The following is an 18,646-nucleotide window of genomic DNA, read 5'->3' as shown; positions in this document are numbered from 1 at the left end:
GCATTATCCTGTAATATAAAGGGAGAGCATTTGGATTGGGGTGGATATATGGAAAAAGAGAGACCAAAAGAGCGTTCAAGCCTGTTAGCAACCAAGTTTATTCGTTTTTTAGGTGGTAGAAACCTATTATTTACACTGGTAATTTTATTACTGGTGGCATGTGTTATTTTTATGTTTAATCAAGTTTCCTTTATCTTTACCCCGCTACAAGTTTTATTTGAAGTAGTCATTTTACCAGGGGTACTAGCCGTCATTGGCTACTATTTATTACGCCCATTGCTGGCGATTCTAGTACGATGGCGCATTCCAAGAATATGGGGTATTTTAATCCTCTATATTGCGGTCATTGGTGTCATTACGTTACTTGTGGTGCTAGTCTATCCGTTTTTACGCGATCAGTTCACGAATTTAGCACAGGAATTCCCAGAGTACTTCATGGCATTTACACAAAACATTGTAGAATTCCTAAATCATTCACGTTTTAATGAGTACTTAGATAAAATTAGTTTTAATTTTGATGAAGTTTTGAATAACTTCACAACGGATATGGTAAAAACAGTGAAGGATATGGCGACCAATGTAGCACAGGGTGTGGCATCTGGTATTACCGGCTTCCTTTCAACGTTAACAGGTATTGTGCTATCACTTGTAACGGTGCCATTCATCCTGTTTTATTTACTAAAAGAGGGCGAAAAATTACCGAAATTTATGCTGAAAGTGTGCCCACCACGTATGCGTAAAGAGGTAACTGACATTTTCCATGACATGGACAAGCAAATTAGTTCGTACATACAGGGACAGATTTTAGTATCCATGTGTATTGGGGCAATGGTGACGATTGGCTTCTTAATTATTGGCATGAAGTATGCTTTATTGCTCGGCTTCCTTGCCATGATTACAAGTGTGGTGCCCTATTTAGGACCCGTTATTGCGATTACACCAGCAGTCATTATCGCTCTTGTTACATCCCCATTGATGCTGATTAAGCTGGCAATTGTATGGACAATCGTTCAGTTAATCGAAGGAAAGTTCATTTCACCGCAAATTATGGGGAAATCACTCAGTATTCACCCGATTACGATTATCTTTGTACTATTAACGGCAGGCTCCTTATTTGGTGTCCCAGGCGTTATTTTAGGGATTCCGGGCTATGCAATCTTTAAGGTACTTGTCACGCATTTATTCAAGCTCTTTAAGCAGCGCTATAATCGCTACGAAGATGACGTTCATCAAAAATATGATATCTAATAAACGACCAGCTACTGCTAGCAACGCAGTAGCTGGTTTTTGCTGTAGAAAACGGCATTATGCTATTCTAGTAGTAGAGAGTCAAAGCAAGGGGGAAAAGGAAATGGCATACATACCGATTAATTTTCAAGAGAAACTGGCTAAATTTCAAGAGCATTGGTCTCCAAAGGTCATTGCTGAAATGAATGATTATCAATTCAAACTCGTCAAAGTTCAGGGGGATTTTGTTTGGCATAAGCATGAGGATACGGATGAGGTATTTATCGTCCTTGAGGGGCAATTAATCATCGAATTCCGAGATGGCCAGGTAAGCCTGCGTGCAGGAGAGATGTTTGTGGTCCCACGCAATGTGGAACATAAACCCTTTGCAGCTTCGGAGTGTAAAATTCTGCTTGTAGAGCCAATGGGTGTCGTAAATACAGGTGAAGAGCAATCAGAGCTTACCGCTGAAAATGATGTGTGGATTTAACCTTCATAGAAAAACCCTTCCAACAAAATGTTAGAAGGGTTTTTACATGGACTAATTATTGCTTTGCTAATAATTGTACTTTTGCTAAGCGATCCACGGCTTCTTGTAGAAGTTCCTTTGGTTGAACTAATGCTAAACGTAAATAGCCTTGTCCAGCTGTACCAAATACGGTTCCTGGAACTGTGACAACGCCTACTTGTTCAATCAATTGAAAGGCTAATTCTGTGCAATCGATAGCATAGGGATATTTAGCCCATACGAACATTCCACCATCAGAGGGTGCTGCTTCCCAGCCTAAAGCTTGTAAGCCATTCATCAGCGTTTTATGGCGCTCTGAGAAAGTGGCACGTAAGCTTTCCGTAATTTCCTCAGCGTTATCCAATGCTACGACAGCCGCATCCTGAATAGGCTCGAAAATACCGAAATCTAAATTTGATTTTAATTGCTTAATAACAGCGATCATTTCTGCATTTCCTGCGATATAGGCAATACGCGTTCCAGCAAGGCTAAAGCTTTTAGAGAGGGAGTTAATCTCCATACCGACCTCTTTTGCTCCTGGTGCAGCTAGGAAGCTAATAGGGCCATCTCCCGTAAAATAGAACTCTGAATAGGCAGCATCATGGAGGACGATGATATTATACTTTTTAGCAAAGGCGATGACTTTTTCAAAGTATGCTAATGACGGCATCGCTGGTACAGGATTTCCTGGTAAGTTTAAAATCAATAACTTTGCTTTCTGTGCAATTTCTTCTGGTACAGCGTCTAAATCAGGTAAATAATCGTTGTCGGCTGTTTGAGGCATGTAATAAGGTGTTGCGCCAGCTAAGTGAATCCCTGCGTCATACGCTACATAAGCTGGGTTTGTGGATAAGACGATGTCTCCTGGATCACAAAAGGCAATTGGTAAATGCACTAAGCCTTCTTGCGAACCAATTGTTTGAATAATTTCTGTCGCGGGATCTAGATCAACATTACTACGACGCTTATAGTAGCGACTCACCGCGTCATAAAAACGCTGTGTGCCAGTCAGTGTATAGCCATAAGACTCGGCTAAACCTGCACGATAGGAAAGATGCTCACGTATTTTGGCATGCGGAGGAAGATCAGGGCTGCCTAAGCTTAAGTCAATTAAGGTCATGCCCTTTGCTTGCTGCTCTCGAGCAAAATTTTTCAAATCTCCGAAAATTGCTGGTGTAAATAATGACATTTTTTTAGATGGTACGATTTTCAAAACTAGTACACTCCTTGTAGTTGTATAACAGAATAGTAGTTCACATTTTATCATACTGAAGCGCAGAAAGGGACAGATATTCTGAAAAAAGAAAATATTTATATAATGGAGAGGATGTGTGCATAGACTAGCGAAAAAAGATTTTCTGCCATTGGGAGAAGCTACTATAAATTCCTTCAAAGAGGAAAGTGTATTATACTGAGTATAAAGCTTTTCAGGTGGGGTGAGTCTTATGAGAACAGAGCAAGAAATGTATGATTTAATCCTAGCCGCTGCACAACAGGACACTAGAATTCGTGCTGTTTACCTAAATGGCTCAAGAGCAAATCCGAATGTACCAAGGGATATGTTTCAGGATTTTGATGTGGTGTATGTCGTAACAGATATAGCCTCTTTCTTACAAGATGATAAATGGATTCAAGTATTTGGTGAGCAGCTGATGGTGCAGGAGCCTGATCGATTGGATAAGGGGCTTGGCTTGGACAAAGACTTTTCTTATAGCTATACATATTTAATGTTATTAAAGGATGGGCATCGCATTGACCTTCGCTTATTATCGACACAAGCTATGCTGGATGAATATGGACAAGACAAGCTGACAGTCCCTTTACTCGATAAGGATCAGCTTTTGCCATCTATCTCTCCATCTTCAGATTGTGGCTATCATATTAGTCCACCGACTGTGGGGCAATTTGCCAGCTGTACCAATGATTTTTGGTGGTGCTTACAAAATATAGCCAAGGGCATTTGGCGAGACGAGCTCCCATATGCCAAGCAAATGTTTGAGGAAACGACAAGGCAGTCCTTACATCAAATGCTTAATTGGTGGATTGGTCAGCATCATCATTTTCAGCTATCTACAGGCAAAATGGGAAAGTATTTAAAAAACTATGTGCCAGCTAATTATTGGGCATTGTACGTAAAAACCTATGCCGACGCTGATTATGCTAACATGTGGAATGCCCTATTTGCGGCATGTACACTCTTTCGAAGCATCGCAAAGGAGGTTGCCCATCACTTCCAGTTCTCGTACCCTCACGAGGATGATGCTCGTATGTCAGCCTATTTGAAGCATGTACGTACATTACCACCAGATGCGAAAACGATTTTGTAAGGGGGAAGAGGGCAGTGAAGGTTTATTCATTAAGTGGACCAAGCGGCACAGGCAAAAGTACAAGTGCGCTGGCCTTTGCCCATAAATTAGGGGTGGAGGCCATTGTTGATGATGGATTACTCATTGTGAATGGCATCAGAGTGGCAGGTCTTTCTGCTAAATTCGAAAAGAATACAATTACTGCTGTACGACGTGCCATTTTTACAGATCCAGTTCATCGTGAGGCTGTCCAAAAGGCGCTAGCTCATCATCAGGTACAATCTATTTTACTGATAGGTACATCGACTAAAATGACGAATAGTATTGCCAAGCAGCTAGAGCTGGGTCCGATTGAACACTATTATAATGTAGAAGATGTCCGTTCATTGAAAGAAATTCAAAAAGCACGCTTTATCCGTCAAACACAGGGCAAGCATGTTATGCCGATTCCATATAGACAAGTGGAGCAAAATTTCTTTAAACGATTGGTGCAAAAGGGCATGGAGATTTTTTCTTCGAAACGAGAAAAAATCGGGGAAACGACGATTGTACGTCCTGATTTTCAGCGGGAATATATAGAAATCAGCAAGCATGTTTATGTACAGCTACTGACATACTGCTGTAGCCAACAGGCAATTGTACAAAAGGTCGAGCAAGCACAATTTGTGCTAGGGGATCAGGTTCAAGCTATCCTCACTATTCAAGTAAAGCTGCCGATCGATTATCCATTAGCAGAGCGTTTAGTGGAATTACAACAAGCTGTGCAACAAGATTTTTATCTACATTTTGGCTATGAATTAGATGCTATTCATGTACATGTAAAAACGGCTTTGCAAAAGAAAAAAGCGTAAAAAACAGGTACTCCGCTCGCACGTTGGCGTTAAGAGTACCTGTTTTTTATTTAGGCTGGCGAGTGAACTGTGGCTGGCGTTTTTCCACAAAGGCACGACAACCCTCTGCGAAATCACTGCCTACAAATGGTGAAGAGCCTTGCCATAAGGTCGGCGCACTATCGAGACATTCTTGAACAGATTGCTTCACGGCAAGTAAGGATTCAGGCGACATTCCTGCAACCAGCTTACCCATTCGAATCATGTATTTATTTAAATCTTTTTCAGCTACTAGGTAGTTAAGCATTCCAAGCTTGAAGGCTTCCTCTGCTTTAAACATTCGTCCTGTAAAGACTAAATCCTTGGTTGTGGCAGGGCCGACAAGCTGGACTAAACGCTGTGCAAATTTGTTATTTAAGGTGATTCCTAATTTACCGACAGGAATGCCGAGCTTGGCCTTTTCAGAGCCAATGCGGATATCGCAGGCTAAGGCTAATTCCAAGCCAGCACCCATCGCAGGCCCATTGATGACGCCAATCGTTGGAATCGGGAGGCGCTCAATGGTAGAAATGGTTTTTTCCATATGTACAAAGGCTTCTTCAGCTTGTTCAAGAGAAATGGCATTGAACTCTTTAATATCGGAGCCCGCTGTAAAGTTTTGGCCAGAGCCTCGTAAAATTAGTACTTTATTTTTCGGATTATCTAATACTTGTAGGGCAATTTTGGCTAATTGATCCCACATGTTTGCGGTTAATGCATTTTTTGCTTGTGGTCGATGAATCGTAATAATCGCTAGTCCAGCTGTTTCTTGATAAATAATTTTCGCATCTTCTGCTTCCAGTCGAGTCGTTTTTACTTGCATATCGGAAAGCCTCCTACATGTTAGTGTCTATCTTTATTATATAACACAATTAACCATAAACACGAAATGATACGAATTTTCACATAAAATTGCATTGTTATACAAGAATGTAGGGAATAGTAAGTAATTATTGTACTACAACAGGGGAGCGGAATTTACTATTGTAAGAAAGCAAAAATTATGAGAAACTACTTTAGGAACATATGTTTCTTTGTTACGTAAAGGGCATTTGAATGGTAGAAGCGGGTTCCTGTTATAGAAATACAGATTATCCGACATTATAATATGATAAAATGCAGTTGAACCTACGCACCCAAAATATAGTAAAATATAAATAACTCACGCAAAGTAGACAAGGAGGGACGATTTGATTACACTCAGGGACGCATGGAATAGCTACTATTTATTGCTACAATCTTTGAAAAAAAGTGCTGCTACAAAAAAACAATACAATATGGACGGGCAGCAATTTTTAACTTTCGCCCATAAGCAAAACTACTTGTATGCAGATCATCAATTGAAAAATTTATTACAGCTTTACTGCGACTATTTAAAGGAAACTTACAGTAATATCAATACTTTTAATCATAAAATAGCGACATTACGAGGCTTTGTAGACTTTATTTTTTTACGAGAATGGGTGGAGCCTTTTGATTATCAGCATCTTTTACAGCCGAAAAAAAGACAAAAAGCAGCACTGCAAGCACTGACAAATAAGCAGATCATGCAAATTGCAAACGTATGGCCCACTTATTTTCAATATGCTAAGACAAAGGAGCATGCATGGCTGGCAAGACGCAATGGCTGTATCGTTCAAGTGTTGATGGAAACAGGTTGTAAGCCTGCCGAGCTCGTTCGCATGAAATGGACACACTTTAATGAAGAAAAAGCGACTCTTTTTATAGCCAACCGAAATGGACGTCGAGAAATAAAGTGTTCACCGATCCTCATGGACATGCTCGCACAGTATAAAAAAGAGACGACCAATTTACATGAGCAAGAGGTAGGGGAATGGGTTTGGGTAAGCGAGGCAAGTTTAGCGAAGCCGATTACTACGAAAACAGTTGAACGCATTTTTCAAACGATGTCACAAGATATAGGGAAGAATGTAAGAGCCACTGACTTGCGTTATACTGTGATGCAACGGGCGTTTCAACAGGAAAAAACGCTGGAGCACATTCAACAAGAAATGGGCTATGTACGGAAATGGGTGCTAACAGAAAGACAGCAGCGCCTAGAATAAAAGCGTGCAGTAATCGCGATTTATCACCATTACTGCACGCCTTTTATAAATGATTCAATGCTTTGACATTTACTTTGACTGTTAAATCATGCTTGCCTCCTGTATATACCCCTTCCACAGGGCTAATGTCACTATAATCGCGTCCAATACATAAAATAATATGGTTTTCTAATACTTCCACATTATTTGTGGGATCAAGACCGATCCAGCCAATACCTGGAATCATGACTTCTACCCAGGCATGTGTAGCGATATCTCCGATGAGGGCTGAGTTTTCATCGACATATAGATAGCCACTGACATAGCGAGCTGGTATTCCTTTCGCCCGTAAAACAGCAAGCATGACATGGGTGAAATCCTGACAAACACCCCGTTTTAATGCAAATGCCTCACTTGCTATTGTAGTTACATTGGTCGCTGTCGGGTCATACTCAAAGCTAGAATATAAATACTGCATTAAATTAAGCGAAAAGAGCACAGGATTTTCAGCATGACCGATCGCATGATAAACTTCCTCTAGCTGCTGCTCTGTCATAAATGTAAAATGTGTTGCTTTTAAATACGGTAAATAATGCTCATAGAATAGCTGTGAGTGAAAGATGGTCTGCATTTCGGGCGAATATTGAATACGATGAATAAATGGTGCACGCTGAATACTTACAATTGAAGATGTATGAATTTCTAGTATTTGATGTTGCTCTGGTATATAAAAGGAACCAACAGTATTGCCCCAAATATCCGTATGCTCACGGGTTAGGGAGGATGGCGTTATGGCAATTCGATAAGATAATAATCGCTGACGCTCATCGCTACGCGGCTTTAAACGAATAGTATTCAAGCTTTGATCGACTTCAGACTCATATTGAAAAATATTTGTATGCTGAATTTCAAATTTCATCGTGTCCGCTTCCTTCTGCTTACTGACTTGCCTGTTGAAAGGGAGCTGTGGTGAATTCCTTTCAAGGTTGTACGCTGGGTTCATATAAATGATAGATTGTCGAAAAGGCATCACTAAAAGCCATACATTGAGACAATCTTTCCTCCATCATTTTTAGGGTTTCCTCAATAGTCATTTGCCAAAAATCGATATGATCGATTGCAAGAACAAGGCTACTAATATCCGACTGAAGCGTTAAAAATCGTGGGGATAAAGAATCATGTTCAATAGCCGCTATGGCTTCTTCTATTTTCTTTACACAGAACATCACAGAACATGGGAAATGCGCATCTTGGACTAAATACCGAATGACCGTTAGTAAATTGGTCTGGCGATGCTTCCGCATGAAAGATTCTCTTGCTGCGGAAAGATCCAATAAAAAGGTACCATCATCCTCTAACAGTGACGTACCTGTTCGCTTCTGTTGTTCTACGATTATCACGATCATCCGAATGGTTTTTTCTGCTCGTTCAAGCCATTTGCCGACCTGCATAAAATAGAAGGGAAGATCGCGATCCATCGAGCCCTCAATTAACCCTGTCTCCATCCATAAAGTCTTTCGTACATCCTGTAAAAAATCTTGAAGGGCAATGAGTGGAATCGGTCGTTCTCTTTTTAGTATGGACTGTTGCTTTGTTAAATAAAAGGAATTTTGAATTTCCCAAAGTTCCGTTGGCATACTATCACGTGTAACTCGTGCATTTTCCCGAATAGCACGCAATGTGGCATGAAGGGCATTGCCATTTTTCTCAGAAAACAGAAGATAATCAATCAAAGGATTAACACGAATCGTTGTGTAATTTGCTAAATACTCCTCCTTAGAGGCACAAATATTTAAAACAGCCTCCCAATGATCAATATAATCATGTTCTTGCCCAGATTGCTCCAACATATTCAACAGCTGTACCTGTAATATATGTGCATTTGTTTGTGTACGTTCACTATAACGTGCCATCCAGTACAACGCGTCGGCTACTCGACTTAGCATGCTGCAATTCCTCCTTTAAAATCCACGTATCCTTTGCACCGCCCCCTTGAGAGGAATTTACCACAAGAGACCCTTCTTGTAGTGCCACTCTAGATAAACCACCAGGCAACACATAGCAATCCTCACCCTTCATGACATAGACACGTAAATCAACATGGCAAGGATAAAATCGCCCATTCTGGAAGGCAGGTGCTCTGGACAATTTAATCGTTGGTTGTGCAATGTATTGATAGGGCTGTTCAACAATTTTTTGCTTAAATAAAGCAATCTCTTCCTTACTCGCATGTGGACCAATTAACATGTCATAGCCACCAGAGGCTCCCACGTTTTTAATAACGAGCTCGTGTATATGCTCTAGCACCCATTTACGCTGACTGTCATCTCCTAGATGATAGGTTTTCACATTCGGTAGAATAGGTTCTTCCTGTAAATAATAGCGAATCATCTCAGGCACATAGGCATACATTGCTTTATCATCTGCTACTCCATTCCCAACGGCATTCAAGATGGATACATGACCTGCTTGATAAGCAGCCATTAAATGTGGAACACCTAATAAAGAATCCTCACGAAAGACAGTAGGATCTAGAAAGTCATCATCAATCCGCCGATAAATAATATCGATTTGCTGTAGGCCATAAATGGTTTTCATATAGACCTTCAAATCCTGTACAACTAAATCACGGCCCTCGACGAGCTGGATGTTTAAATGCTGGGCTAAAAAAACATGATCGTAATAAGCAGAATTGTACATGCCTGCTGTCAGAAGTACAGCTTTAGGCTCTCTTTCTGTTTGCATGGAAGATGGACGATGGGCAAGAAGTGCTTTTTTCATGTAAGCCATTTGTTTATCAAGAGGTCGAATCGTATGCTTGGAGAAAAATTCAGGGTATACTTCCTTCATCACATCCCGATTTTCAAAGACATAGGAAATGCCGGAAGGGTTGCGTAAATTATCTTCGAGTACATGATAATCACCTTTTTCATCCCGAATTAAATCAATCCCTGCTAAAAATATATGATTCGCAATTGGTACTTGAATTCCTCTCATGGTTGGTTTGAAATAAGGATTATTTTCAACAAGCTGCCTCGGAATAAGACCGTCCTGAAAGATCTTTTGCTGTCCATAAACATCCTGTAAAAATTTGTTGAGTGCCTCCACGCGCTGCTTGACACCTGCTTCAATCATGGCCCATTTGGTTTGAGGAATAATAATTGGGACACAATCAAAAGGCATGGTACGTTCTGTTCCATCTTGTGCACCATATACCGTAAAAGTAATCCCTTGTCTGAGAAAGCTCGCTTGCGCTTGTCGGTATTTTTCTTCAAGTTGCTCTCGCGAAAAAAAGGTTAGCTTATGATGAAAAGATCGATAATGAGGCTTTGGCTTATTGCCATCAAACATTTCATCGAAAAACAGACTAGAATCATATAAATTCATCATATGGATCGCCTCCGAATTCAAGTAGTAGTGAAAACATGTTACACTGTGAATAAATACATAAAAGGGGCTAACAACCATGACCATCATTAATTTAATGCAAGCGTATGAATTAGATAAACTATCCAAATTAAATTTATCAGACGAGGAAATTTTACGAGCTTTGCGTTCGGGGGATGTATCAGCTTGGCAAGAACAAGTGCCAAACTATGAATTTAGCGAGACAATGGCTCTATATCAGGAAGGGGAACAACAGTTCTTAAATGCATACCATGGCCATTATCGAATCAAGTATGTAACATTACCAGGCATCCAACGTTTATTGCAGCTACGCTTTCAATTAGAAGAAGGGAAGGATTACCAACTATTAGAAACAGGTATCCAGCATTTAACGTGTGATGAGGAAACAGTCACAAGACTTCAGCAAATGTTATCGACAAACTGGTCACTAACAAAACAAGAGGATGGTAATTATTCAGTTTTTGTAAAATAATCCCATGTGTGTTGTGAGACGAATCGACATGGACAGTTACCCATCTATTGTTTTTTCGAAGCGTCTCACACAACAAATAAAGTCTACTAGATTTTAATATTCATTTACCGAGAACTTTATGCCTAAAATCCTATAACTGTCACAAAATAGTTGTAACAAAAATCCTCTTTTTAAAAAGGGGTTTTTTTATTACCTTCGAACAGAACATTTGTTCTAACATGCGAAAAAGGGCATTTTTTTTCAATAAAGTTCCCAAATTTATATTTGGGAACGTTTTTTCATGGTAAAATAGAGCAAATAGAGGTGATGAGCATGCAAAAAACAAAACAACCAAAATTCATGAAGGATTTTCTTGTCTATTTAACAACCATCAAAGGAAAGTCTCAGCGCACAAGAAAAGAATATGAATATGATCTGACCTTATTTTTCCGCTTCCACAAAGCTGGCCAGGAGGATTTGGATATAGAGAATTTATCCGCCATTGATATTGGCACTATTACAATAGAAGACATACGTGAAATGACATTAGAGGATCTTTATTTATTCATGGAATATTGCGAAGTACAGCGAGGCAATTCAGCTGCTGCACGAGCACGAAAAGTGGCCACATTAAAATCCTTTTTTAAATATTTAAAAGGCAAACGTCGACTTATCGAGGAAAATCCTGCAGATGAATTAGAGACACCAAAGATAGGCAGAAAACGACCCATTTATATGAACCTACAAGAAGCTACACAATTTATAGATGGGATTAAAAGCAATCAGGCATCCCCGAGAAATTATTGCATGATGATGTTTTTCTTAAATTTAGGAATACGTGTCACCGAGCTATGTCAGCTTAATAAGACATCCATTCAAGGACGTTATTTAACGGTAATTGGGAAGGGCAACAAAGAGCGCACAGTCTATTTAAATGATAGCTGTATGCAGGCACTTGCTGACTATGAAAACAGTGGGAAGACACCCTATAAAGGCGAAGGCGAGGAGCCCCTATTTGTGTCTCAGAAGGGAACACGCTTTACACGTCAAACCGTTGCCAAAATCGTTAAACGCATTAATCAGCAGTCAGGTCTTCAAAAAGAACGACTTACACCACACAAGCTACGCCATACATCCGCAACGATGATGTATAAAGCAGGGGCAGATATCCGTAGTTTGCAGCACATTTTAGGGCATTCTAGCGTCGCAACCACGCAAATTTATACACATATTGAAGATGAGCAGCTACAGCATGTTTTAGAGAATAATCCATTTAATATTGTTCGTGAAAGATGATTTTCCCCTCTCCATATCGAATATATAGTAAAAGACCTAATGAAAGGGGAGCCAAGGATGTCAAACGTCAAAGAACATCTCGATACCACAAGAACACAATTGCTTCAGGAAATTCACTTATTGGACGATACAACCTTTAATAAGAAACCAGATGCACAAAGCTGGAGTGTGGCACAAATCTGTCATCATCTCGTATTAGTAGAGGAAGCAACAAAGAAAGCCATTACATGGGGATTAAAGGCAGAGGAACAGTCAACACCCGCTCGAAAAAATGTTCAGCTCATCTTAGATCGAACAAGAAAGTTCCAAGCACCGCCTATTGTAGAGCCAGCAGATGAACCGTTCACTGTTCAAGCGATGCTTGATTTACTAGCTACAACAAGAAAGAACCTCCTCGCCTTTTTGCAAACAATCGAGGAACCTGAAGCATTAGCTAAGCGCGCTGTGAAGCACCCAGCCTTAGGAGAATTACCACTCGACCAATGGATTGAAATGGTCTATATGCACGAGCAGCGTCATATCAAGCAATTACAAGAAATCGTTAAAGAATAACATGTATGAAAGGAATTTGGCCACAGGAGATGAGCTAAATTCCTTTTATTGTTATTCAATTTTTCTGTTATAATCTCTTGACGTGCTACATAATCTGTTATATATTAAATAAAAATAATAACAACTGTTATAAAACAGATTTCGTTAGAGGAGGAAATGTAAATGTCAAAGTATCGTGATGGTTATGAATTTTATTGTGAAATGTGTGAGCGCTATGGATTGGAGCCAATTTCTTTCCGTTACTATGTATTACAATTATCACAGCAACAACTTTCAGCTTACAATATGCAAGCAAAACAATTAGGAATTTAAAAGGAGTGATTATGACGGAAGCCGCCGTGAATATTTTATGAAAAGCCCAGCCATACTAAATAAAATGGTCTGGGCTTTCGTGATTTCAGCAGGAAATTTCAGATAATTTATTGACAAGTGCAGCAGTCTGTTATATATTTTTAAACAAATAACATTTCTGTTATATAACAAAAAAAGACGTATAGTAGCGAATGTGAAAGGAAGTTATGAGGATGACAGATTATCGAGAAGGCTATGAATTTTATCGCCAAGTATGTGAGGAGCATGGGCTAGAGCCTATTAATTTTCACTATTACATTTTAAATTTATCCCAAGAGCAATTAGATGCCTACAATTTGCAGGCAAAATCAATAGGGGGTTCAATAGAATATGAGGTCTCTTAACATATAAAATGCCTTACTTCCTATGTGGGACAGTAAGGCATTTTACTTTAACAAAAATTTTACAAGACATTCAAACATATTATATAAAACTTTTATATTTTGTATTAAAAAGATAAATAGCCTAAATAAACTATTTAATATAGTTCAAAAGTATTGAATATCTATATATTTAGACAATTACAAGGAGGTTATATCCACTAATTTTTGTCTATTTTATTAAAAACTATCAAATACAGCTTTGAATGTTTTTGAGATTTGGGTTGAATTAACTGCTTTTCTAAGACTATAATATAATTACATAAAAAAGGGCGATATACCACAACTTTATACCTCGCTGTAAGATAAAGCAAAAGTACCAAACCCTTCATATTTTAATGAATGGAGAATGAAAATGATGAATATCACGCCTAGTAGTGTTAATCAAATGAACTACAGTCTAAAAGAATTACAAGATATCTTTTCCGCCATGAATAGTTCCATCATTGTAGCGATTACAGATCGCACTGGAAAAATTACTTTTGTTAATGATCATTTTTGTAAAATTTCGAAGTATACGCGTGAAGAATTAGTTGGTCAAGATCACCGTTTACTAAATTCAGGCTTTCATCCCAAATCTTTCTTTAGAGAGATGTGGAAAACAATCGGTAATGGCGATATGTGGAATGGCGAGGTGTGCAATCGTGCAAAGGATGGCAGTTTATATTGGGTGAAAACAACGATTTTTCCGTTCTTAGATGAACGAGGAAAGCCTTATCAATATATTGCCATTCGCGTAGATATTACAGCGCAAAAGGACATTAAAAAAATTACTCATATTGCCTATCACGATGAACTAACGGGGTTACCAAATCGTCGCAAATTAGAACAGCGTTTAGAAAATGAATTTCATCAATCTCGACGTACAGGAGAGAAGTTTGCGTTATTTTTCATTGATGTAAATCGTTTCAAACACATTAACGACGGACTTGGTCATATTATTGGCGATATGTTTTTAGTGGAAATGTCTAATCGTCTGCGCAATATTGATCATACATCGAATTCTTTCTATCGCCACAATAGCGATGAATTTGTCATGATTTTAAATGATGTCAATCGCATTGATGAAATGGCTAAGGAAATTATTGGCGTCTTCAATGATAGCTTTATTGTCGATACCTATGAATTTTATGCGAGTATTAGTATCGGCATCAGTGTATTCCCAGATCATGCAAACTCTGTGGAAGAATTATTGAAAAATGCGGATATTGCTATGTATGCAGCAAAATCTACACGAGGTAATCAATATCGCCTATATCGTGATAATATGGACGAGGCCAATGATAAATGGCTTTTACTGGAAACGAAATTGCATCAAGCATTAAAGCAAGATCGTCTAGAATTACATTATCAGCCAAAGATCGACTTAACAACGGATTCTGTTATTGGTATGGAGGCATTGCTACGCTGGTATGATCCTGAATTAGGTCATATTCCGCCAGATCGTTTTATTCCATTTGCAGAGGATTGTGGACTGATTAATGATATCGGTGTATGGGTTTTACGTAAAGCCAGTGCTCAAGCTCGTCATTGGAATGAATCACATGATTTATCATTACGAGTAGCTGTGAATATTTCACCTATTCATATTAGTACTGGTGGCTTTGTAGATATGGTTCGTGGTGTCATTGCAGAAACAGGCATTGACCCTAATTTATTAGAAATTGAAATTACTGAGATGAGTATGCTTGATTATACGGAAGATTTAATTGATACCATCAAGCAATTACGAGAACTAGGTATAACTATTTCATTAGATGATTTCGGGACAGGCTATTCATCGTTAAATTACTTAAAAAAATTCCCGGTGGATGTGCTCAAAATTGATCGTGCCTTTGTCCGTGATATCGTACCTGAGAAGTCTGGAATCGCTATGATTTCAGCCATGATTTCCTTAGCACATGCCTTAAACCTACAAGTAGTAGCTGAAGGTGTAGAGGAAGAAGCTGAATTAAATGTTCTGCGTGAGCATGGATGTGAGTATGTGCAGGGCTATTATTTTAGTAAGCCTTTATCTGTAGAAGATTTTACGAATCTCATTGTTAATACTGTCACAAATAAATCCAGTTATTAATTGCTATTCCTGAATGATTTTGCTAAAGTGGGATAAAGTAAAACTGTTAACCTGATAAACCATTTGATGATGTGGCCAAGTAAGTAAGAATTGTGAAACAGAAAATATAGCACCTGCTGAGAGCTATATCACCGCTTCTTGACTGAACACCTACCACGGAGATGTTATGCAAACATAACCGAGTCGTTTTCGTTACCAAACGTGAGAGGGCTTTATAATCTACGTAAAGCTAAATCAAGGTGGTACCACGTCATTCCAGCACAAAGACGTCCTTATTCAGAGGACAGCTTTGTGCTTTTTTTCTTGCTTCGGCTAAATCTTCAGACAGGTTGAACAAGTATTCATTTAACAAAATAGGAGGATAACAAATGTCAAAACAACTAGAAGATTTTTCGAAATGGTATATCGAGACCATCCAAAAAGCCGATTTAATGGATTATACACCTGTTCGAGGCTGTATCGCTTTTAAGCCAGACGGCTATGAAATTTGGGAGCATATTCAGGAAGAAATGGATCGTCGCTTTAAAGAGACTGGACATCGTAATGCCTATTTCCCAATGCTTATCCCTGAATCCTTCTTTCAAAAGGAAAAGGATCATATCGAAGGTTTCTCACCTGAGCTTCCTTGGGTAACCGAGGCAGCAGGGGAACAATTAGAAGAACGGCTAGCCCTTCGTCCAACATCTGAGACGATGATTGGTCATCTTTACTCTAATTGGATTAAAAGCTACCGTGACCTACCAGTACTAATCAACCAATGGGCAAATGTCTTCCGTTGGGAAAAGAAAACACTGCCATTTATCCGGACATCAGAATTTTTATGGCAAGAAGGGCATACAGCGCACGTGGATGAAGCAGATGCTCGGCAGGAAACAATGCAAATGCTAGACATTTATAAAGAAGTAGTAGAACAGGTGCTAGCAATTCCTGTCTATGATGGACAAAAAACACCTTCTGAACGTTTCGCAGGTGCTGTCGATACGTATTCTATTGAGGCAATGATGAAAAATGGCAAGGCTGTGCAAGCTGGAACATCCCATTATTTAGGAACAAAATTTGCTGAAGCCTTTAATATCAAGTATTTAAATAAAGCGAACCAGCACGAATACGTACACACAACATCTTGGGGTACATCTACACGCTTAATTGGTTCAGTTATTATGGTGCATGGTGATGAGCAGGGACTTGTTTTACCTCCACGCATCGCACCAACGCAAGTCGTTTTAATTCCAGTAGGACCATGGAAAAAGAACCCTCAAATCATGGAGCATTTAGATGAGATTTTTGCAGCCTTAAAAGCGAAGGGTATTCGAGTACGTTTGGATGATTCAGACCAATCCCCAGGCTATAAGTTCAATGAATGGGAGCTAAAGGGCGTGCCTGTGCGTGTTGAATTAGGGCCACGTGACCTAGAAAACAAGCAAGCTTTACTGAAAGCGCGTGATGAAGAAGAAAAACGAACTGTTGATTTAGCTACAATCATCACAGCTATTGAAGAAGAATTAACAACCATGCAAACGCGCTTATTAGAAAAAGCTCGTCAATTCCGTGAAGCAAATGCTCACACAACAATTGACACACTCTTACAATTACAACAGCACATTGACACAGCAAAAGAAAATGGCACAATCCCAGGCTGGGTGCTTGCTGGCTGGTGTGGCGAGGATGCATGTGAGGAAAAAGTGAAGGAAGAAACAAAATACACATCTCGCAATATTCCATTCAATCCACCAACAACGAAAACCACATGTATTGGCTGTGGAAATGAAGCAAAACATACAGTTTGGTTTGCACAAGCATATTAATTAACAAAGCATGAACAGAACGCCCGAACAATTATGAAGCACACTAGGTTGTTTTATAATTTAGTTCGGGCTTTTGATGTTCTGCTAAAAAGACTTTATTTCCATTTAGATAGTCAAAATTCTCACTCTTGTTTCTCCATGGCTCCTCCAGATAACCTCCAAATAGGCATTGATCCAACGAGCTGTCTTAATCACTCATAATGGTGTTCCACCTTAGCATCTATCGCCAAGTTCTCATCATGATTGTGATAAAATAAAGGGACGTTTGCTTCTGAAAAATCCTAAAGAAATGGAGATGAATGACTGTTTTACAAGAAGTATTTGATCACTACCTAAATATCAAGTTTAATCGGGGTTTACCAGCTGTTCAAATGAAGGACTTTGAATATGTTTTATTAGAAGATACTAGCGCAGAGCTCTTTTTTATTGATCACGAACAGGGGACATTTTTGGAATGGGCAGAGGCATTTCAACCACAAAATCCACATTATGTGCAAAAGCCAGACTGGCAGCCTATGCTTACATCTTGTTTCAAGCAGCTAGATGTTTATGATGAGCAAGTTTGCTATTATTTGCTCTACACAATAAATGCAACGACTAGAATAATTCCACGGAACCCGTATAACAAAATGAATGATTTTATGAAAAACTATTGCTTCTTTCAGCTTGCTCAATTAGAGCATGTCACGATACTCAGCAAAGAGCAGAAACAACAGTTAAAGGACTTTTTATTCTTTTTCTATCTGTATAGCCATCCAGTGAACGAGGAAACACTTTATGCTTTTTCGTTCAAAGAAGGAACTTTAATTCATGCTAAAACGAATATCAATATGGAGCAATATTTTTCTCATTATCATGATTATATTTGTCAGCATAAGCATGACAGAACATTATTAACACCACATGAGATAAATGCTTGCAAGAAGCTGACAATCGAACTTTTGAGAAGCATCGAAGGAAAATCAAAAAGACTCGTTATGCCTTTTGAAGATGGCATAGAGTACCTACATCTAATTAATAATGTAGATGATTTTTTACATATGTTTAATCAAAATAATAAGGCATTCTATCAATTGCTTCATAGCTTTCTATGCGATCATCAATCGAATCCTTATCATGAGCATTGCTTTAGTATGCTATTACAGAATTATGTCACTTATATTTTGACTTTTCACTTTGATGACCTTATTCAGTTAATAGCGTATTTCCATGACTTACCATCAATAGGTAGAATGATTATCAATAAAATTTTTGTCGATACCATCTTTATGCAAAAGATATTAAAAGAGGCTAATATTAACATTCATCATTATCCAACGATTATAGAGTTTTTTGACGAGGATGCTAGAAGCATATATCTTGATGAACAGTAAA

The 18,646-nt window shown here is 38.8% G+C and carries 18 protein-coding genes; 13 read left to right on the top strand and 5 right to left on the bottom strand.

What is annotated here, in order from left to right:
• Positions 1-48 precede the first annotated feature (48 nt).
• Positions 49-1,248 (top strand): AI-2E family transporter, encoded by a 1,200-nt coding sequence (locus EW028_RS05985; RefSeq protein ID WP_048392857.1) that lies wholly within the window; start codon positions 49-51, stop codon positions 1,246-1,248.
• Positions 1,249-1,351: 103 nt separating this feature from the next.
• Positions 1,352-1,717, top strand: a complete 366-nt coding sequence (locus EW028_RS05980; protein WP_048392856.1) for a cupin domain-containing protein — start codon at positions 1,352-1,354, stop codon at positions 1,715-1,717.
• Between the two features lie 55 nt (positions 1,718-1,772).
• Here the strand turns inward: EW028_RS05980 and EW028_RS05975 are convergent, their stop codons facing one another.
• Positions 1,773-2,948 carry an aminotransferase class I/II-fold pyridoxal phosphate-dependent enzyme gene (locus tag EW028_RS05975; RefSeq protein ID WP_016992684.1) on the bottom strand — a complete coding sequence of 392 codons (1,176 nt, stop codon included), beginning with the start codon at positions 2,946-2,948 and terminating at the stop codon, positions 1,773-1,775.
• Between the two features lie 232 nt (positions 2,949-3,180).
• Between EW028_RS05975 and EW028_RS05970 the strand changes: the two genes are divergently transcribed.
• The gene (locus tag EW028_RS05970) at positions 3,181-4,062 is read left to right on the top strand and encodes an aminoglycoside 6-adenylyltransferase (protein ID WP_131520242.1); all 882 of its coding nucleotides are present in this window, start codon (positions 3,181-3,183) and stop codon (positions 4,060-4,062) included.
• A gap of 14 nt (positions 4,063-4,076) precedes the next feature.
• Positions 4,077-4,892: a hypothetical protein gene (locus tag EW028_RS05965; RefSeq protein WP_131520241.1), complete on the top strand. Its 816-nt coding sequence runs from the start codon at positions 4,077-4,079 to the stop codon at positions 4,890-4,892.
• Positions 4,893-4,938: 46 nt separating this feature from the next.
• On the opposite strand, the gene EW028_RS05960 is transcribed toward EW028_RS05965, so the two are convergent.
• Positions 4,939-5,733, bottom strand: a complete 795-nt coding sequence (locus EW028_RS05960) for an enoyl-CoA hydratase/isomerase family protein (RefSeq protein WP_048392847.1) — start codon at positions 5,731-5,733, stop codon at positions 4,939-4,941.
• A gap of 367 nt (positions 5,734-6,100) precedes the next feature.
• Between EW028_RS05960 and EW028_RS05955 the strand changes: the two genes are divergently transcribed.
• Positions 6,101-6,976 (top strand): tyrosine-type recombinase/integrase, encoded by an 876-nt coding sequence (locus EW028_RS05955; RefSeq protein ID WP_131520240.1) that lies wholly within the window; start codon positions 6,101-6,103, stop codon positions 6,974-6,976.
• A 43-nt stretch (positions 6,977-7,019) separates the two neighbouring features.
• Here the strand turns inward: EW028_RS05955 and EW028_RS05950 are convergent, their stop codons facing one another.
• The 3 genes from EW028_RS05950 to EW028_RS05940 form a co-directional block, all read right to left on the bottom strand.
• Entirely contained in the window at positions 7,020-7,874 is an 855-nt protein-coding gene (locus EW028_RS05950; protein WP_048392841.1) for a transglutaminase family protein, read from the bottom strand.
• Between the two features lie 61 nt (positions 7,875-7,935).
• Positions 7,936-8,901, bottom strand: a complete 966-nt coding sequence (locus tag EW028_RS05945; RefSeq protein WP_131520239.1) for an alpha-E domain-containing protein — start codon at positions 8,899-8,901, stop codon at positions 7,936-7,938.
• A complete protein-coding gene (locus tag EW028_RS05940) occupies positions 8,855-10,345 on the bottom strand; it encodes a circularly permuted type 2 ATP-grasp protein (protein WP_131520238.1) in 1,491 nt (496 codons plus the stop codon). Before EW028_RS05940 ends, EW028_RS05945 begins: the two co-directional genes overlap by 47 nt.
• Positions 10,346-10,421: 76 nt before the next feature.
• On the opposite strand from EW028_RS05940, the gene EW028_RS05935 reads away from it, so the two are divergent.
• The 8 genes from EW028_RS05935 (at position 10,422) to EW028_RS05900 (ending at position 18,645) form a co-directional block, all read left to right on the top strand.
• Entirely contained in the window at positions 10,422-10,835 is a 414-nt protein-coding gene (locus EW028_RS05935) for a hypothetical protein (protein ID WP_103118120.1), read from the top strand.
• 312 nt (positions 10,836-11,147) lie between these two features.
• A complete protein-coding gene (locus EW028_RS05930; RefSeq protein WP_131520237.1) occupies positions 11,148-12,110 on the top strand; it encodes a tyrosine recombinase XerC in 963 nt (320 codons plus the stop codon).
• Between the two features lie 57 nt (positions 12,111-12,167).
• Positions 12,168-12,662, top strand: coding sequence for a DinB family protein (locus EW028_RS05925; protein ID WP_131520236.1), 495 nt, complete (start codon positions 12,168-12,170; stop codon positions 12,660-12,662).
• A 162-nt stretch (positions 12,663-12,824) separates the two neighbouring features.
• Positions 12,825-12,974, top strand: coding sequence for a hypothetical protein (locus EW028_RS05920; RefSeq protein ID WP_004230023.1), 150 nt, complete (start codon positions 12,825-12,827; stop codon positions 12,972-12,974).
• A gap of 212 nt (positions 12,975-13,186) precedes the next feature.
• A complete protein-coding gene (locus EW028_RS05915; RefSeq protein ID WP_131520235.1) occupies positions 13,187-13,357 on the top strand; it encodes a transcriptional regulator in 171 nt (56 codons plus the stop codon).
• A 391-nt stretch (positions 13,358-13,748) separates the two neighbouring features.
• Entirely contained in the window at positions 13,749-15,467 is a 1,719-nt protein-coding gene (locus EW028_RS05910; RefSeq protein WP_131520234.1) for a putative bifunctional diguanylate cyclase/phosphodiesterase, read from the top strand.
• 368 nt (positions 15,468-15,835) lie between these two features.
• A complete protein-coding gene (gene proS / locus EW028_RS05905) occupies positions 15,836-17,272 on the top strand; it encodes a proline--tRNA ligase (protein ID WP_131520233.1) in 1,437 nt (478 codons plus the stop codon).
• A 299-nt stretch (positions 17,273-17,571) separates the two neighbouring features.
• Complete coding sequence (locus EW028_RS05900; RefSeq protein WP_131520232.1) at positions 17,572-18,645, top strand: hypothetical protein; 1,074 nt, start codon at positions 17,572-17,574, stop codon at positions 18,643-18,645.
• Position 18,646 lies beyond the last annotated feature (1 nt).

Source organism: Lysinibacillus sp. OL1 (assembly GCF_004332175.1).
In the GTDB taxonomy this organism is placed as follows: Bacteria; Bacillota; Bacilli; order Bacillales_A; family Planococcaceae; genus Lysinibacillus; species Lysinibacillus capsici.
Note: the sequence above shows the minus strand (reverse complement) of the source record. Positions and strands in the feature narration are given on the sequence as shown.

Coding starts and splice junctions, on each gene's coding strand:
- EW028_RS05985 (WP_048392857.1), top strand. CDS start 49: ATGGAAAAAGAGAGACCAAAAGAGCGTTCAAGCCTGTTAGCAACCAAG.
- EW028_RS05900 (WP_131520232.1), top strand. CDS start 17,572: ATGACTGTTTTACAAGAAGTATTTGATCACTACCTAAATATCAAGTTT.
- EW028_RS05910 (WP_131520234.1), top strand. CDS start 13,749: ATGATGAATATCACGCCTAGTAGTGTTAATCAAATGAACTACAGTCTA.
- proS (WP_131520233.1), top strand. CDS start 15,836: ATGTCAAAACAACTAGAAGATTTTTCGAAATGGTATATCGAGACCATC.
- EW028_RS05925 (WP_131520236.1), top strand. CDS start 12,168: ATGTCAAACGTCAAAGAACATCTCGATACCACAAGAACACAATTGCTT.
- EW028_RS05960 (WP_048392847.1), bottom strand. CDS start 5,733: ATGCAAGTAAAAACGACTCGACTGGAAGCAGAAGATGCGAAAATTATT.
- EW028_RS05920 (WP_004230023.1), top strand. CDS start 12,825: ATGTCAAAGTATCGTGATGGTTATGAATTTTATTGTGAAATGTGTGAG.
- EW028_RS05940 (WP_131520238.1), bottom strand. CDS start 10,345: ATGATGAATTTATATGATTCTAGTCTGTTTTTCGATGAAATGTTTGAT.
- EW028_RS05930 (WP_131520237.1), top strand. CDS start 11,148: ATGCAAAAAACAAAACAACCAAAATTCATGAAGGATTTTCTTGTCTAT.
- EW028_RS05950 (WP_048392841.1), bottom strand. CDS start 7,874: ATGAAATTTGAAATTCAGCATACAAATATTTTTCAATATGAGTCTGAA.
- EW028_RS05980 (WP_048392856.1), top strand. CDS start 1,352: ATGGCATACATACCGATTAATTTTCAAGAGAAACTGGCTAAATTTCAA.
- EW028_RS05945 (WP_131520239.1), bottom strand. CDS start 8,901: ATGCTAAGTCGAGTAGCCGACGCGTTGTACTGGATGGCACGTTATAGT.
- EW028_RS05970 (WP_131520242.1), top strand. CDS start 3,181: ATGAGAACAGAGCAAGAAATGTATGATTTAATCCTAGCCGCTGCACAA.
- EW028_RS05915 (WP_131520235.1), top strand. CDS start 13,187: ATGACAGATTATCGAGAAGGCTATGAATTTTATCGCCAAGTATGTGAG.
- EW028_RS05935 (WP_103118120.1), top strand. CDS start 10,422: ATGACCATCATTAATTTAATGCAAGCGTATGAATTAGATAAACTATCC.